Annotated in this window: 16 protein-coding genes; 4 read left to right on the top strand and 12 right to left on the bottom strand. The window is 63.1% G+C overall.

The genetic code is table 11. The features are described from left to right. Window positions 1-37: 37 nt before the first annotated feature. Together NDB2M4_RS06475 and NDB2M4_RS06480 are read left to right on the top strand one after the other, a co-directional pair. Window positions 38-715, top strand: coding sequence for an aquaporin (locus NDB2M4_RS06475; protein ID WP_072372140.1), 678 nt, complete (start codon window positions 38-40; stop codon window positions 713-715). Window positions 716-975: 260 nt separating this feature from the next. Continuing rightward, entirely contained in the window at window positions 976-2,652 is a 1,677-nt protein-coding gene (locus tag NDB2M4_RS06480) for a DEAD/DEAH box helicase (protein WP_072372143.1), read from the top strand. Between the two features lie 88 nt (window positions 2,653-2,740). Here NDB2M4_RS06480 and NDB2M4_RS06485 read toward each other — a convergent pair whose 3' ends face one another. From NDB2M4_RS06485 to NDB2M4_RS20335, 11 genes are all read right to left on the bottom strand, one after another. Then, the gene (locus tag NDB2M4_RS06485) at window positions 2,741-3,322 is read right to left on the bottom strand and encodes a cytochrome b (protein WP_072372146.1); all 582 of its coding nucleotides are present in this window, start codon (window positions 3,320-3,322) and stop codon (window positions 2,741-2,743) included. A 78-nt stretch (window positions 3,323-3,400) separates the two neighbouring features. Then, window positions 3,401-3,832 (bottom strand): DUF924 family protein, encoded by a 432-nt coding sequence (locus NDB2M4_RS06490; protein WP_072372149.1) that lies wholly within the window; start codon window positions 3,830-3,832, stop codon window positions 3,401-3,403. After that, window positions 3,829-4,266 (bottom strand): TfoX/Sxy family protein, encoded by a 438-nt coding sequence (locus tag NDB2M4_RS06495; RefSeq protein WP_072372152.1) that lies wholly within the window; start codon window positions 4,264-4,266, stop codon window positions 3,829-3,831. The genes NDB2M4_RS06490 and NDB2M4_RS06495 overlap by 4 nt, the downstream gene beginning before the upstream one ends. 15 nt (window positions 4,267-4,281) lie before the next feature. Continuing rightward, window positions 4,282-4,665, bottom strand: coding sequence for a HesB/IscA family protein (locus NDB2M4_RS06500; protein WP_171988044.1), 384 nt, complete (start codon window positions 4,663-4,665; stop codon window positions 4,282-4,284). Between the two features lie 76 nt (window positions 4,666-4,741). Continuing rightward, window positions 4,742-5,173, bottom strand: a complete 432-nt coding sequence (locus tag NDB2M4_RS06505) for an SUF system Fe-S cluster assembly protein (RefSeq protein WP_083555959.1) — start codon at window positions 5,171-5,173, stop codon at window positions 4,742-4,744. Window positions 5,174-5,183: 10 nt separating this feature from the next. Then, window positions 5,184-6,452, bottom strand: coding sequence for a cysteine desulfurase (locus NDB2M4_RS06510; RefSeq protein ID WP_072373263.1), 1,269 nt, complete (start codon window positions 6,450-6,452; stop codon window positions 5,184-5,186). Window positions 6,453-6,469: 17 nt separating this feature from the next. Continuing rightward, window positions 6,470-7,813, bottom strand: coding sequence for a Fe-S cluster assembly protein SufD (gene sufD / locus NDB2M4_RS06515; RefSeq protein WP_072372155.1), 1,344 nt, complete (start codon window positions 7,811-7,813; stop codon window positions 6,470-6,472). Further along, window positions 7,814-8,569 (bottom strand): Fe-S cluster assembly ATPase SufC, encoded by a 756-nt coding sequence (gene sufC, locus NDB2M4_RS06520; protein WP_072372158.1) that lies wholly within the window; start codon window positions 8,567-8,569, stop codon window positions 7,814-7,816. Between the two features lie 101 nt (window positions 8,570-8,670). Next, the gene (gene sufB, locus NDB2M4_RS06525) at window positions 8,671-10,140 is read right to left on the bottom strand and encodes a Fe-S cluster assembly protein SufB (RefSeq protein WP_072372161.1); all 1,470 of its coding nucleotides are present in this window, start codon (window positions 10,138-10,140) and stop codon (window positions 8,671-8,673) included. 34 nt (window positions 10,141-10,174) lie between these two features. Beyond that, the gene (locus NDB2M4_RS06530) at window positions 10,175-11,308 is read right to left on the bottom strand and encodes a cysteine desulfurase family protein (RefSeq protein WP_072372165.1); all 1,134 of its coding nucleotides are present in this window, start codon (window positions 11,306-11,308) and stop codon (window positions 10,175-10,177) included. Beyond that, window positions 11,305-11,781: an Rrf2 family transcriptional regulator gene (locus NDB2M4_RS20335; RefSeq protein ID WP_244536077.1), complete on the bottom strand. Its 477-nt coding sequence runs from the start codon at window positions 11,779-11,781 to the stop codon at window positions 11,305-11,307. Before NDB2M4_RS20335 ends, NDB2M4_RS06530 begins: the two co-directional genes overlap by 4 nt. Before the next feature lie 285 nt (window positions 11,782-12,066). Here NDB2M4_RS20335 and NDB2M4_RS06540 point away from each other — a divergent pair, with 285 nt between their 5' ends. Together NDB2M4_RS06540 and NDB2M4_RS06545 are read left to right on the top strand one after the other, a co-directional pair. Further along, on the top strand, window positions 12,067-12,840 hold the full coding sequence (locus NDB2M4_RS06540; protein WP_072372171.1) for an alpha/beta hydrolase: 774 nt from the start codon (window positions 12,067-12,069) through the stop codon (window positions 12,838-12,840). A gap of 12 nt (window positions 12,841-12,852) precedes the next feature. Next, a complete protein-coding gene (locus NDB2M4_RS06545; protein ID WP_083555961.1) occupies window positions 12,853-13,854 on the top strand; it encodes a M28 family peptidase in 1,002 nt (333 codons plus the stop codon). A 252-nt stretch (window positions 13,855-14,106) separates the two neighbouring features. Here the strand turns inward: NDB2M4_RS06545 and NDB2M4_RS06550 are convergent, their stop codons facing one another. Further along, the gene (locus NDB2M4_RS06550; protein WP_244536078.1) at window positions 14,107-15,213 is read right to left on the bottom strand and encodes an anhydro-N-acetylmuramic acid kinase; all 1,107 of its coding nucleotides are present in this window, start codon (window positions 15,211-15,213) and stop codon (window positions 14,107-14,109) included. Window positions 15,214-15,270: the final 57 nt, after the last annotated feature.

Below are 15,270 nucleotides of genomic sequence, written 5' to 3' on the forward strand. Positions count from 1 at the left end.
CTCGCCAGTAGAAGACGCCAACATTCAGGGGGATCGCATGCGGATCAAGGCTCTAGCCGCCGAATTCATTGGGACTTACATGCTCGTGACATCGATTGTCGCGGCAGCGCTTTTCTCGTTCCCGATCGCAGGCATTGTCGGCGTTGGCGTATCGGTCGGCTTTGCCGTCATGGCGATGATCTTTGCCGTTGGCTACATCTCCGGCGGCCACTTCAATCCCGCGGTGACATTGGGCCTCGTGGCGGGCGGGCGCTTCAAGGCGAGTGACGCGCCTGGCTACATTATTGCCCAGTGTCTCGGAGCCATCGCCGCCACCGTTGTTCTTTTCGTGATCGCCTCCGGTAAGGTCGGCGGCTTCGAGGTCGGCAACTTCGCCTCCAACATGTACGGCGGCGACGCGGGCTACTCGATGCTATCGGCGTTCGTGGTCGAAGTTGTGCTCACGGGCCTGTTCGTCCTCGTGATCATGGGCGCAACGTCGAAGCGCGCTCCGGCCGGCTATGCCGCCATCGCCATCGGCTTCACGCTCGGCGCCATCCACATCATGTCGATCCCGATCGACAACACGTCTGTGAACCCCGCGCGCAGCCTTGCCACCGCTCTCATCGCAATGGGCGAGCCCATGGCCCAGCTCTGGCTTTTCTGGGTTGCACCCATCCTCGGCGGCGTCATTGGCGGATTGTTCGGACGCTGGCTGGTCGATGATCAGGAGTAACTACTGGTAGTATTTACCTGAGGAAAAACCGCGGCTCGACGCCACATCTCGCGGTTTTTCTTGCATTTTTGCAGAACATGTGTCAGCACACGAACGGCTCGAGCGCAGGGGACGCTATTTATTTAGATCCTTTCCGAGCCGTTCACGCATTTCGCTTAGCCCCTTTAGGCACCCAATCACCCCTGCGCTCCGTCATACCCGCTGCCGCCTTCGATGGCGTTGGCGCGGGCTCGCATGAACGCAGACGGAGACGTTTACTTTTGGAAAATAAGACCTTCGCGGAGCTTGGGCTAAGCTCCAAGGTGCAGGCGGCCATTGCTGCTGCCGGCTACACGGCGCCCACACCGATCCAGGCGGCTGCTATACCAATCGCTGTGACCGGCCAGGACGTACTCGGCATCGCCCAAACAGGCACCGGCAAGACGGCCTCGTTCGTTCTGCCGATGATCACCCGCCTCGAAACGGGCCGCGCCAGAGCCCGAATGCCCCGCTCTCTCATCCTGGCTCCCACACGTGAACTCGCCGCCCAGGTCGCCCAGAGCTTCGAAAAATACGGCATCAACAACAAGCTCTCACTGGCACTGCTGATCGGCGGTGTCTCGATGGACGATCAGGTCAAAAAGCTCGACCGCGGTGTCGACGTCCTGATCGCAACGCCCGGACGACTGCTCGACCATTTCCAGCGCGGCCGCGTCATGCTGATGGGTGTCGAGATCCTCGTGATCGACGAAGCCGACCGCATGCTCGACATGGGCTTCATCCCCGACATTGAGAAGATCTGCAAGCTTCTGCCGCCCCGCCGCCAGACGCTGTTCTTCTCGGCGACGATGCCGCCGGAAATCACCCGCCTCGTCAGCCAGTTCCTCACCAATCCAGAGCGCGTCGAGGTCGCCCCGCCGGCGACGACCGCCAAGACCATTACCCAGCGCTTCATCTACTGCCCCGACGCTGAGGACTGGGCCAAGCGCGAAACACTGCGCGAGCTGATCCGCGAGACCAACGTTCGAAACGCGATCATCTTCTGCAATCGCAAGGTCGACGTCGCCATTCTCAACAAGTCGCTGATGAAGCATGGCTTCTCTGCCGGCGCATTGCATGGCGACATGGACCAGAAGAGCCGCATGGAGACGCTCGACAAGTTCCGCTCCGGCGAGCTCAAGCTGCTGGCCGCCAGCGACGTTGCGGCCCGCGGTCTCGACATCCCCGACGTCAGTCACGTCTTCAACTTCGACCTACCGTGGCAGTCGGACGACTACGTGCACCGCATCGGCCGCACCGGCCGCGCCGGCAAGGAAGGCCACTCCACGTCGCTCGTCACCATCGATGACCTGAAGAACCTCAAAGACATCGAGAAGATGCTCGGTGAGCCGATAGTCTGGATCGGAGAAGGCCCGTCTGAGCAGGACTACGCCGAATCCGGCAAGAAGAAGCGTCGCGGTCGCGGCGGTCGTGGCGGACGCGCCGGCAATGGTCGTGGCGAACGCCAAGAAGCTTCAGGCCAGTCTCGCGGCGAAGGCTCTCGCGGTGAAGGAAAATCGCGCCAGGGTGACCGTCGCCGCGGTGGCCGCCCGAAGAGTGAGCAGGGCGAGCACAACGAGCGCCAGCCCGAGCAGCGCGCTGCCCAGCGTGAGGGATCGGAGGCTCCGCGCGCACCGCGTCGCGAAGCCCAACCCCGTCCCCAACGTCGTGCCGAGCCCCGCCATGGCGAACCCCGTCATGCAGCGGCCGAAGCACCGGCCAACACCCAGCGCAGCGCACCGGCAGCGGAGCCCCGCGCTCAGCAACAGCGTCAGCGGCCAGAGCACACACGTCAAGAACGCACGCGTCAGCCGGAAGCGGCGCCAGCACGTGCGGGCTCTTCGTCAGGCTTCGCCGGCAACGTTCCGGCGTTTCTGCGCAACCCGGTGAAGCGCCCGGCGAAGGTCGCCAGCGAATAGGCGCCCGCTCGAAACACTTCAGGCAAAAACAAAAGCGGATGCGATTGATAATCGCATCCGCTTTTCGTTTGCGCCGCCGCTTGCCAGTTCAGGCTACCGCCGACGGCGTTCGATTAGAACGGTCACCCGAGCCAACCATGCGCCGTAACGTGTCGTCACGCATCACGTAGTGGTGCCACAGTGCGGCAAGCATGTGCACACCCGCGAGCGCGATCAACGCGTAAGCGGCAAGCTCGTGAGCTTCCTCCAGGAAGTCCTCCGCAGCGTGCGTCAACGGCAGCGGAGAAGGCATCGGCAGCACACCGAATGCCATGGGCACGATCGGCGTTTCCTGGACACCAGCCAACGCCCATCCAAACAGCACGGCCGCCAGCGTGAGGGCATAGAGCCCCAGATGCGCGAGCCGCGCAGCCGACTGTTGCCACGGCGGTGTACCGTGCGGCGCAGCAGGCGTGGAATTGAGCAGCGCCCAGGCGATGCGCACCACCAGAATGACGAGCAGTGTAATACCGAGCGACGCGTGAATTGCGTAATAGAATGGACGGTCAGCGCGCGCGGGCACCTCTCCCATCCAAAGGCCGAGTCCGAACGTCGCCAAAATCAATGCCGCGACGACCCAATGCATGGTGATGGCAGGCCAGCCCCACGCATTTTGCGAATTCCTGATCATTTGATCCTCCAGCTGTCCCGCCCGTACTTTCTCGCATATCGCGGCTGACGGCAGCATGACGAACAAAACTGACAAAGATCAGAACGAGCTGCCCGGCTGCTCCAGGAACGCGATCTCTTCCGGCGTGGACGAGCGTCCCAGGATCGCATTGCGATGCGGGAAACGGCCGAAGCGGGCAATCACATCGCGATGCGCTTCCGCGTGGCGCGTGAACTCCTCATCCTCGACCGTGCTGATGAGCTCCACCGACCGCAGCTGATCGGGCAGCGCCTCGCTGTGCTCGAACGGCAAATATAGAAACACGCGGTGCTCAAGGGGGAAGATGCGTACGTCCACGCCCACCTCCTCGACCGGACGCACATTGATCTCATCGATCAGCGGCGCAAACCGCGTCTTGATCGCCTCGTCGATAGCATCGTCCTTCGCAAACCACGATTTACGCCCAAGCTCGTCGAACCAGAACGTCAGGACATCGCGCACCCAGGCGGGATCGGTCGATGGCGCGGTCATGATCTGTTTCTCCCCTTCTTGTCCTTGCGGCCCGGCGTCTCAGCAGCGCTAGCTTGTCTCTTCGCCGTGCGGCCCGGTCTCTTCTCAGTGCGCGGTGTCTTCGCCGCCGCCTTCTTTTTTGCAACGCCCAGTGCCCGCTGCGCCCAGCAACGCATCTCGTCTGCGTCATCGAGCAGACGCTCGGGACTTCTCCAATACGACAGATCAACCGCCCGGCCATTGCGTTGATACGAAAACGGCGCGAGCCCTTCGGCTTCGAAGTCACCTCGCGTCGTATCGTCGGCTTTGAGATACAGAACGTCGTCGATGACGATGCCGAACATCAGCCCGTCGGCGAACAGCCCTGCGCCGCTGAACATGCGCCGCACGCCAAGCGGCCCGATATCCGCGAGCAATTCTCTCAGAAGCTCAATGAAGCCGTCACTCGCGCCCATAGCAGACGCGGCCGGTCATTCGGCCGAGGTGCCGGCTCCCTCGCCGGCAGGCACGAGATTGACGCTCTCACCGCACCCGCACGCTGAGCGCTGGTTGGGATTGTTGAACACGAACTGGCTGGCCAGCTTGTCGGTCTTGTAGTCCATCTCGGTGCCGAGCAGATAGATGATGGCCGAAGGCTCGATCAGCAGCACCGCGCCGTCCTGCTCCACCACCTCGTCGTGCGCGCCTTTTTCCTCGGCGACGGTCATCGTGTATTCCATGCCCGCGCAGCCGCCCTTCTTCACGCCGATCTTGAGACCGAGCGCGTTGGGATTGCCGGCCATCAGCGCGCTGATGCGGCGGACGGCAGCCGGCGTCATCGTCATCACTTTCGGCATCATGCGCAGCGTGGGCATTTCGGTTGATCCTGATTTGCGTCAGTTCAAGATATAGTCAGCGTTGGGCGTTTGCAAAACCCGCTGTGTTGTTGAATTAGAACATGTTGAGGGCGAGCCGCGCCTCGTCGGACATGCGGCTCATGTCCCACGGCGGATCGAACGTCATGGTCACCGTCGTGCCCTTGATACCCGGAACGGCGTTTACGGCGTTTTCCACCCACTTCGGCATCTCGCCGGCGACGGGGCAGCCCGGAGCCGTCAGCGTCATCGCAATGGCGACGTTCCGTTCATCGTCGACGTCCACGGAATAGATCAGTCCCAGCTCGTAGATGTCTGCCGGAATCTCTGGATCGTAGACGGTCTTCAACGCCGCCACGATATCGCGCAGCAACGGATCCTCTGCATCTGGCGTCGGCAGCGAAGCGGCGGGCGCAGCACCAACCTCTGCTTCACGCGCCTGTGTCGCCCCAGGCTTATCGTAGCTGGTAGCAGGAGCGGCTTCGCTCTCGATCGGTTTGCCATCCATGGCGATATCCCTACGCAAACAGCTCGTGCGCGCGTTTAAGCGCATCGACGAGCGCGTCTACTTCTTCCTTCGTGTTGTACATCGCGAACGAGGCCCTGCAGACCGCGTTCACGCCTAGCCGCTCCATCAGCGGCTGCGCGCAGTGGTGTCCCGCGCGCACGGCAACGCCTGAGCGGTCGATGATGGTCGCAATGTCGTGCGGGTGCAAACCGTCCATTGTGAACGAAACGATGCCCCCCTTGCCCGGCGCATGACCATAGGTCTTCAGCCATGGCAGCTCTGCCAGCTGCGCATGCGCATAGGTCCGCAACTCGCCCTCGTGTCGGGCAATCTTGTCCCGGCCGACCTGCATCATGTAGTTGAGCCCCGCACCGAGCCCGATAGCCTCGACGATCGGCGGCGTACCTGCTTCGAACTTGTGCGGCGCCGTGCCATACGTGATCCGATCGACCGCGACGTGCTCGATCATGCCGCCGCCGCCCTGGTAAGGCCGCATGCTATCGAGCAGCGCAGCCTTCGCGTAAAGCACCCCGATCCCGCTCGGCCCGTACGTCTTGTGTCCGGTGAAAACGTAGAAATCGGCATCGAGATCGCGCACGTCCACCGCCAGATGCACCGCTGCCTGGCTGCCATCGATCAGCACGGGAATGCCGCGCGCGTGTGCCATCCGGATGATCTCGCGCACTGGCACCAGCGTGCCCGTCACGTTCGACATATGCGTGACGGCAACGAGCTTGGTGCGCGGCGTAAGCAGGCGTTCGAACTCATCGAGAATGAGCTCGCCGTTGTCGGCAATTGGCGCCCACTTCAGCACCGCACCATTGCGCTCGCGCAGGAAGTGCCAGGGCACGATGTTGGAATGATGCTCCATGATCGACAGGACGATCTCGTCGCCCTCGCCGATGTTGGCACCCATCGACGACGCAACGAGGTTGATCGCCTCCGTCGCGTTCTTCGTGAAAATGATCTCATCGACGCTCCCCGCATTGAGGAACCGCCGCACGATCTCGCGCGCATCCTCGAAGTGCTGCGTCGCCGTGTTAGACAGATAATGCAGCCCGCGATGCACGTTCGCGTATTCGAACCGCATCGCGTGATCCATCGCATCGATCACCGGCCGCGGCTTCTGTGCCGAGGCCGCGTTGTCGAGATAAACGAGCGGCTTGCCGTGAATCTCGCGAAACAGGATCGGAAAGTCGGCGCGGATGCTCGCGACGTCATAAGGGCGATCTCCACCCTCAGCCGCCGCAACCTTTAAAGCGCCAACCTGCTTTTCCATTTCGCGAGCTTCCGATGTCATGCCGCGCGCTCCTTGTGTTCGGCCTTGCGCAGCCAGCGGCGGGCCAACGCTTCCAGAGCTTCACGCAGCCCTTCGTGTCCGACCTTTTCGATCGCCTCGCCAATAAACGATTCGATCATCAGGGCGCGCGCTTCCGCCTCCGGAATGCCGCGCGAGCGGCAATAGAAGATCAGGTCCTCGTCGAGGTCGGCGCTCGTCGAACCATGCCCGCACACGACATCGTCGGCATAGATCTCAAGCTCGGGCTTGGAGTCGAACTCGCAATCCGGCGACAGCATCAGCACCTGCGCCATCTGCTTGCCGTCCGTCTTCTGCGCGTCCGGCCGTACGATCACCTTGCCTTGGAACACGCCGCGCGCGTGATCTTCGAGAACTCCCTTGAACAGCTCGCGGCTGATGCACTGAGGCACCGCATGATCGACGATCAGCGTCGTATCGATGTGCTCACCCTCTCGTGCCAGGAAAGCACCAGACAGATCGATCTTGGCGCCGTCGCCGGCGAACGTCACACCCACTTGATTGCGGGCGACACCCGTTCCCGCCGTGAAATGGAAGCCGTTGTATTCCGCGTCCGGCCCCAGCTCTGTAAGCCAGTTGGCGAGATGCACACCACCGCCGGTTTCGATCGTGCACTTCACGTGCTCCAGCCGGGCTCCTTTGCCCACCACAACCTTGGTTGCAGTGTTGATCTGGAAATCCTGCGCAGCCTTGGGCAGCGTCGCGTGCGCCTCGATGACGCTCGCCACCGCACCTTCGCCAACTCGCACGACGTTACGCACCGCCACGAACACCGGGTCCGCAGACGCCCGCACGAACACGAGCAGCACCGGCTTCTCCAGCGAAGCCAACGGCGTGATATCAACGACGGCGCCGTCCGCCGCATAGGCCGTATTCAGCGCGATCACCGCATCATCGTCGCGGCCACTCGCGTCGAGCAACTCGGTAGCGCTCGTGTCGCTGTCGAGCAGCGTCGCCAGCGAAGCTACGCTTACCTCGCCATCGGCCACCAGGTCGGACAGGTCCGGCGCATACCGGCCATCGACGAACACCACGCGGTGCGCCTCGACTGCTGCGAGCGGCCCAAGCGCTGCATCCACATCCGCTGGCGTCAGCGTCGCTGCCTTCTTCGGCGCCGGCAGCACTTCCTTCAGCACATTGCGCAGATCGGTGTACTTCCAAGCCTCGACGCGGCGATGCGGCAGCCCGAGCGCCCCGAAGCGCCCGATGGCATCCAGCCGCAGCTTACGGATGTCAGCCGATCCAGGCAGCTCGGCAGCGGCTGCCGAGAACGCCTCCGACAGTGCTTGCTCTGCTTTGGTCTTCAATACGGCTACGTTCATCTAAGCCGCCTTTGCCTGATATTCGGCGTAGCCCGACTTCTCCAGCTCCTTGGCCAGAGAGGCATCCCCCGACTTGCGGATCTTACCGTCGACCATCACGTGCACGCGGTCGGGAACGATGTGATCCAGCAGCCGCTGATAGTGGGTGATGACCAGCATCGCGCGATCAGGCGATCGCATCGCATTGACGCCGTCCGAAACGACGCGCAGCGCATCGATGTCGAGACCCGAATCCGTTTCATCGAGCACACACAGCGTCGGCTCCAGCGCTTCCATCTGCAGGATTTCCGCGCGCTTTTTCTCGCCGCCCGAGAAGCCGACGTTTACCGGACGCTTCAGCATGTCCATGTCGATCTTCAGCCGCGCAGCCTTTTCCTTCACATACTTCAGAAACTCCGGCGTCGACATCTCGGGTTCGCCGCGCGCCTTGCGCACCGCGTTGACCGCCGTCCGCAGGAACGTCAAGCCGGCGACGCCGGGGATTTCCATCGGATACTGGAATGCCAAAAACACGCCCTTCGCCGCGCGCTCTTCCGGCTCCATCTCGAGGATGCTCTCGCCGTTCCACAGAATGTCGCCCGAAGTCACTTCGTAGCCGTCGCGCCCCGCGAGCACATAAGCCAGGGTCGACTTGCCCGATCCGTTCGGGCCCATGATCGCGTGCACTTCGCCTTTCGGAATGGAGAGCGTCAGCCCCTTCAGGATCTCACGATCCTCGTCGGCGAGCTTCACGTGCAGGTCTTTGATCTCAAGCATCGTCCTACTTCCTCATTCACCGAGCGCCGAACTCGGCGTGTCGTTCTCAATCTGTCATCCCGGATCTGAAATCCGGGGATTGCTCTATTCGAACTTCGGGTCTAACCGACCGAACCTTCCAGCGAGATGCCGATCAGCTTCTGCGTCTCGGCCATGAACTCCATCGGCAACTGCTGCAGCACGTCGCGAACGAAGCCGTTCACCACCAGCGCCACCGCTTCCTCTTCCGAAAGCCCGCGCTGGCGGCAGTAGAACAGCGTGTCGTCGGAAATCTTCGACGTCGTCGCCTCGTGCTCGAAATGCGCCGAGTTGTTCTTCGCCTCGATGTAGGGAACCGTATGCGCACCGCACTTGTCGCCGATCAGCAGCGAGTCGCAGTTGGTGAAGTTGCGCGCGCCCGTCGCCTTGCGATGCGCCGAGACGAGCCCGCGATAGGTATTCTGCGAATGCCCGGCCGCAATGCCCTTCGAGATGATACGGCTCGACGAGTTCTTGCCGAGGTGGATCATCTTCGTGCCGCTGTCGACCTGCTGCCAGCCATTCGACACTGCGATCGAGTAGAACTCCCCGCGCGAGTTGTCGCCCCGCAGGATGCAGCTCGGATACTTCCACGTGATGGCAGAACCCGTTTCCACCTGCGTCCACGAGATCTTCGAGTTGTGGCCGCGGCAATCACCGCGCTTCGTCACGAAGTTATAGATGCCGCCCTTGCCATCCTTGTCGCCCGGATACCAGTTCTGCACCGTCGAGTACTTGATCTCGGCATCGTCGAGCGCGATCAGCTCCACCACGGCCGCATGCAGCTGATGCTCGTCGCGCATCGGCGCCGTGCAGCCTTCGAGGTACGAAACGTAAGCGCCCTTGTCGGCAATGATGAGCGTGCGCTCGAACTGGCCGGTCTGCTTCTCATTGATGCGGAAATAGGTCGACAGCTCCATCGGGCAACGCACGCCTTCCGGCACGTAGACGAACGAGCCATCCGAAAACACCGCCGCGTTCAGCGCTGCATAGTAGTTGTCACCCTGCGGCACGACCGAGCCGAGGTACTTCTTGATCAGCTCGGGATGCTCGCGCACCGCCTCGGACATCGAGCAGAAGATCACGCCGGCCTTCCTCAGCTCGTCCTTGAAGGTCGTCACGACCGAAACGGAATCGAACACCGCATCGACCGCCACGCGCGATTCCTTGACGCCCGCCAGCAGCTCCTGCTCCCTGAGCGGAATGCCGAGCTTCTCGTACGTGGCAAGCAGCTCCGGATCGACCTCCGAAAGATCCTTGGGCCCTTCCGTCGACTTGGGAGCGGAGTAGTAATAGAGATCCTGGAAGTCGATCTTCGGGTACGTCACATTGGCCCACGTCGGCTCGATCATGTTGACCCAGCGCCGATAGGCTTCGAGCCGCCAATCCAACATCCACTGCGGCTCGCCCTTCTTCTCGGATATGAAGCGGACGATGTCCTCGGAAAGACCCTTCGGGGCCTTGACCGTGTCGATCTTCGTCTCGAAGCCGTACTTGTACTGATCGACGTCGATCTTGCGGACTTGTTCGACCGTCTCTTGAACCGCTGCCATAACTACCCTTTCAACGTCTCAAACTGTTCAAGCCTCACGCCGCGAGCGCCGCGCCGCCTGCAACCTTTTGCCAAGCCGCCAAGAAGGCGGCGATATCTGTTTCGCTCGTCTCTGCGCCGAGACTGACGCGCACCGCCGAACGGGCGACGCTATCTGGCAATCCCATTGCAGTGATCACGGTGTTAGCGCCGACCTTGCCTGACGTGCACGCCGCACCGGCACTGATCGCAACACCTTCCATGTCCATGCGGATCACCAGCGTCTCGGCCTGCTTGCCCGGCACAGCGATGCAAGACGTATTGCCGATGCGCGCTGCATTCCGCCCGATGATCACAGCATCCGGTGTCAGCGACATAACGCTGGCTTCGAGCTGATCGCGCAGAGCGCTGGCGCGCTTCATCGCCTCGACATCGCGCGCAACCTCGGCGGCCGCCGCGCCAAACCCCGCGATCCCAACGACGTTCTCGGTGCCACCGCGCCGGCGGCGCTCCTGCCCGCCGCCTTTGACGAGCGCCGGCAGGTTCACGCCATCCCGAATGACGAGCGCGCCCACACCGCGCGGACCGCCGAGCTTGTGCGCCGAGATCGTGAGCGTGTCGGCGCCCAGCGACGCAAAGTCCACCGGCAGACGCCCAACGCCCTGCACGGCATCGACGTGCAGCGCGACACCGAGTGACCGCGCCAGGTCGGCAGCTTCCGCGACCGGCTGAATGACGCCCGTTTCGTTGTTCGCCATCATCACGCTCAGCAGCGCGCGCGCACCGCCCTGCGCCGCATGCGACAGCGCTTCCTGCACTGAGCCCAGATCGACGACACCATCCTGGCTCGCCGGCAGCGCAATCACCTTGGCGCCGCACGCACGTGCCGGTGCTAGGACGGAATCGTGCTCGATCGCGGAAACGCAGATCGCCTTCCAACCCGCATCCATCACGGCATTGTTGGCTTCCGTTGCCCCGCTGGTGAAAACGATCTCGCTCGGCCTGGCGCCGACAAGTTCGGCCACATGCTCGCGCGCCGTCTCGACGATCGCGCGCGCTCGGCGCCCTTCCGCGTGCACTGACGAGGGATTGCCCGTCACGTCCATCGCGGCAACCATCGCCGCACGCGCGCTATCGCGCAGCGGTGCCGATGCGTTGTTGTCGAGATAGGTGCGCGTCCCGTCCGTCATCGAGCTGCAAACTCCGGCTGACGATGCGGTTGCGCCTCCACCTGCGGCGTCTCGACCGGCTTGGGCACAACCGGGAAACCCTCGATCACGTCCTGCAGAGAGACATTGGCGAGAAAGCTGGCGATATGGTTGCCCAGCGCATGCCAAAGGCCGTGCGTCAGACAACGCCGGTCCCCGAGACAACCATTGTCGGCGTCGAGGCAGCGCGTCAGCCGCGTCTCCTCCTCCATCGCCTTCATGATCTCGTCGATGTGAATATCGGCTGCGGGACGCGCCAGCGAGTAGCCCCCGGAGCGACCGCGCGCGCTGTCAACGAGACCGGCGCGGCGCAAGCGCAGGAATATCTGTTCAAGGTAGGCGAGCGAAAGTCCCTGCCGCTCGGCAATCGCGGACAGCGGCACAGCGGATTCGCCGTACTTGGCGAGATCGGCCATCGCCATCACCGCGTAACGGGCTTTGGTATTCAACTCCACGCCACTTCCTCCACGACCCCAGCACCTTCAAAGACGCTGGCATTAACCAAGCGCTTTCTCTTGCAATCGGCACCGGGCCGTGTGCTAAGAAGCGCCTCCACCGGAAAGCGAGACTGACAGACATCAGCGCCCGCTTTTTCGAACAGTTCTAAAGACTGTAGGAATATGAAAATTCCGAGCCCACAAGTCAAGGATTGGCTACGCCCAATTCTTCGGCCTGTCTAAGGGTTCTGCCTCGCACCGCGTTGGCGCCCGAACCGCAGCCCCTCAACAGTTGGAATTTCGATGCCCGAGCTGATCATCAATGGGCCTGCCGGCCGTCTTGAAGCCCGCTACCATCACGAGCCGGCCGGAGACAGCCCGATCGCCCTGATCCTGCACCCGCACCCTCAGTTCGGCGGGACGATGAACAATCAGGTCGTCTACACGCTTTATCACACCTTCGTTGAACGGGGTTTTTCGGTCCTGCGCTTCAACTTCCGCGGCGTCGGCCGCAGCCAGGGCGTGTGGGACGGCGGCCCGGGAGAGCTCTCCGATGCGGCCTCGGCCCTCGACTGGCTGCAGATCGTCAAGCCTGACGCCAAGAGCTGCTGGATCGCCGGCGTCTCGTTCGGCACCTGGATCGCCATGCAGCTGCTGATGCGCCGTCCCGAGGTGGAAGGCTTCATCTGCGTCGCCCCGCCCTCAAATCTTTATGACTTCTCGTTCCTTGCCCCCTGCCCGGCCTCCGGCCTGATGATCAACGGCGACAAGGACCGCGTCGTACCCTCCAACTCGGTCGGCGATCTCTCCCAGCGCCTGAAGACCCAGCGCGGCATCAAGATCACCCATCAGGTCGTCCCCGGCGCCAACCACTTCTTCCAGGACAAGCTCGATGAGCTGAAGGAGGCCGTCGGCACCTACGTCGATGCGCGCATGGAGCAGGCCGAGATCGACCGCGCCCAGGAGAAAGAGCGCGAGCGCGAGAAAGAGCGCGAGCGCCAGCGCCAGCGTGAGCTCGAGCGTCAGGAAGAGACGACCGGAGGCGGCGATGACGACAGTGAGGGCGACGCTGACTAAAGGTTCAGCCCCGTGCTGAAGCTGATCGCGCTCTGGGGCGCAGGACTGCTGCTGAGCGCCATCGCCGCGCTTGCGGTAGCCTATTGGTATTCGCTGAGCCTGCCGGGTGAGAGCTTTACCAGCCCTCCCCCACCGCTCACCGATGAGGAGCACCACCTGGCGCAGCGTTTGCGCCGCCACGTCACCGCGATCGCCAGCGAACCGCACAACATCGTCCACTACGACGCGCTCGAGAAATCGGCCGCCTACATCGAGGCCGAGCTGAAGGCGCTCGGCTACGAGCCGGTGTCGCAGGCCTATGACGTCAACGGCAAGAGCGTGCGCAACATCTCCGTGGAGATCGCGCCCCCGGATGCCGGCGCAGCAACGCCGAGCCTCGTCGTCGGCGCGCACTATGATTCATACGGCAACGCCCCCGGCGCCAACGACAACGGTAGCGGTTCCGCTGCCGTCATCGAGCTTGCGCGCCTGCTGAAGGACATGCCGCTCAAGGATAAGCGCCTGCGGCTCGTGCTCTTCGTCAACGAAGAGCCGCCCTACGACCGCACGCCCGACATGGGCAGCTATCGCTTCGCCAAGCAGTTGAAGGACAACGGCGAGAAACTGATCGGCATGGTCTCACTCGAAACCATCGGCGCTTTTTCCGACCAGCCGGGAACGCAGAAGTATCCATCCCCGTTCGATCTCGTCTTCCCGGACGTTGCCAACTTTATCGCTCTTGTCGCACTACCCGGCGGGCGCTCGTTCCTGCACGATTTCGTCGCCAGCTTCCGCGACCACACAAGAATCCCGACCATCGGCGGCACCGCCCCCGATTTCGTCGACGGCATCGGCTGGTCCGACCACTGGGCATTCTACATGCTCGGCTATCCCGCGATCATGATCACCGATACCGCGCTGTTCCGCTATCCCGAGTATCACACGCCCGCCGACACGCCCGACAAGGTCGACTACGGCAAGCTGGCACACATCACGCAGGGCGTCGCCGCTACTCTGAGCGATCTATTGCGCTAGCCGCCACAACTGTCATCCTCGGCTCCATGCCGAGGATCCACAGCCCCGTAACCTCCACCGAGCAAGCGGACAGCTGGGTCCTCGGGACAAGCCCGAGGATGACTGATGTAGGGAGGCGCCCCCTGCGCCCATCTTGGCCGCGAGGCGGCAAGGCGCCAAGGGCGCCCGGCGCGAGCGCCGGATTTCAAATCGCGCGACATCCGCCACACAACAAGCTTCTCTCAGCTTGTGTCACCCAAAAAACAAGAAGCACTACCGCGCAGCGCAGACGACGCCGCCGCTCATCGGCTCGATAACGCCTGTCGTCTCCGGGAACGTGATCGGCAGCTTCTCGGCCGCCCGCACCGCGAGATACGCCCACGCCTCGGCCTCGATGAAATCGCCATTGAAACCGAGCGCCTCCGCCGGAACCACGGCATTGGGCACATTGGCGGCAATCATGCCCATCAAAGTCTTGTTCTTGCGCCCGCCCCCGCACACGATCCACAGCCGCGGCTCTTCCGGCATGTGCTCGCGCGCCTTGCCGATGGTCGCAGCCGTAAACGCCGTCAGCGTCGCCGCACCATCTTCCAGCGACAACCCCGCGACCGGCGCCGACGAGAAGTCGTTGCGATCGAGCGACTTCGGCGGCGGCTTCCCGAAGTAGCCGTTGGTCAGCAGCTCCTGCAGCGCGTCCTCATCGGGCTTTCCCCTTGCCGCCAGCGCCCCGCCCGCGTCGTGCGGCTTGCCCGTGCCCGCCAGCACCCAATCATCGATCAGAGCGTTGCCCGGCCCGGTGTCGAACGCCAGCATGCGGCCGCCGCGTCCGACCCAAGTGACGTTGGCCACCCCACCGACATTCACGAATGCAACGGGTAGCTCTGGCAAAGCCGCCGCTAACGCGCGGTGATAGACCGGCACCAACGGTGCGCCCTGCCCGCCCGCTGCCACGTCGGCCGCGCGCAAGTCGTAGACGACATCGATGCCCATACGTTGTGCCAGCATCTGTCCATCGCCCAGCTGCACCGTCAGCTTGCGCGGCGCGTCGTGCAGCACCGTCTGGCCGTGATAGCCGATCAGATCGACTTGCGTCTTTTCAATGCCGTTTGTCCGGAGAAACCGCTCGACCGCCTCGGCATTGAGCTCAGTCAGCTCGCGCTCGAGCGCCGCCAGGCATCCCGGCCGCGCATCCCGCGCCACGATGCCTCTGGCCTCGATCAGCGCTGCCCTGAGCTTCACCTTTGCCTCTGCCGGGTAAGGATAGCTCGCCGACGGCCCATGCCCCAGCGCACGATCCCCGTCGGTATCCAGCAGCGCCACATCGATGCCGTCCATCGATGTGCCGCTCATCAGCCCTACTGCGCGCCGCACCTTGCTCATCTGCCTCTTCCCGTGCATGTTCCGCCCCGCCGCCGCAGAGAAGCCGGCAGACTGTGA

The sequence above is a fragment of the Hyphomicrobium sp. NDB2Meth4 genome (assembly GCF_900117445.1).
Taxonomy (GTDB): Bacteria; Pseudomonadota; Alphaproteobacteria; order Rhizobiales; family Hyphomicrobiaceae; genus Hyphomicrobium_A.

Bases quoted from the DNA above. Each gene is read 5' to 3' on its own strand.
- NDB2M4_RS06475 (WP_072372140.1), top strand. From the start codon at position 38: ATGCGGATCAAGGCTCTAGCCGCCGAATTCATTGGGACTTACATGCTC.
- NDB2M4_RS06485 (WP_072372146.1), bottom strand. From the start codon at position 3,322: ATGATCAGGAATTCGCAAAATGCGTGGGGCTGGCCTGCCATCACCATG.
- NDB2M4_RS06490 (WP_072372149.1), bottom strand. From the start codon at position 3,832: ATGACCGCGCCATCGACCGATCCCGCCTGGGTGCGCGATGTCCTGACG.
- NDB2M4_RS06495 (WP_072372152.1), bottom strand. From the start codon at position 4,266: ATGGGCGCGAGTGACGGCTTCATTGAGCTTCTGAGAGAATTGCTCGCG.
- NDB2M4_RS06500 (WP_171988044.1), bottom strand. From the start codon at position 4,665: ATGCCCACGCTGCGCATGATGCCGAAAGTGATGACGATGACGCCGGCT.
- NDB2M4_RS06505 (WP_083555959.1), bottom strand. From the start codon at position 5,173: ATGGATGGCAAACCGATCGAGAGCGAAGCCGCTCCTGCTACCAGCTAC.
- NDB2M4_RS06510 (WP_072373263.1), bottom strand. From the start codon at position 6,452: ATGGAAAAGCAGGTTGGCGCTTTAAAGGTTGCGGCGGCTGAGGGTGGA.
- sufD (WP_072372155.1), bottom strand. From the start codon at position 7,813: ATGAACGTAGCCGTATTGAAGACCAAAGCAGAGCAAGCACTGTCGGAG.
- sufC (WP_072372158.1), bottom strand. From the start codon at position 8,569: ATGCTTGAGATCAAAGACCTGCACGTGAAGCTCGCCGACGAGGATCGT.
- sufB (WP_072372161.1), bottom strand. From the start codon at position 10,140: ATGGCAGCGGTTCAAGAGACGGTCGAACAAGTCCGCAAGATCGACGTC.
- NDB2M4_RS06530 (WP_072372165.1), bottom strand. From the start codon at position 11,308: ATGACGGACGGGACGCGCACCTATCTCGACAACAACGCATCGGCACCG.
- NDB2M4_RS06540 (WP_072372171.1), top strand. From the start codon at position 12,067: ATGCCCGAGCTGATCATCAATGGGCCTGCCGGCCGTCTTGAAGCCCGC.
- NDB2M4_RS06550 (WP_244536078.1), bottom strand. From the start codon at position 15,213: ATGAGCAAGGTGCGGCGCGCAGTAGGGCTGATGAGCGGCACATCGATG.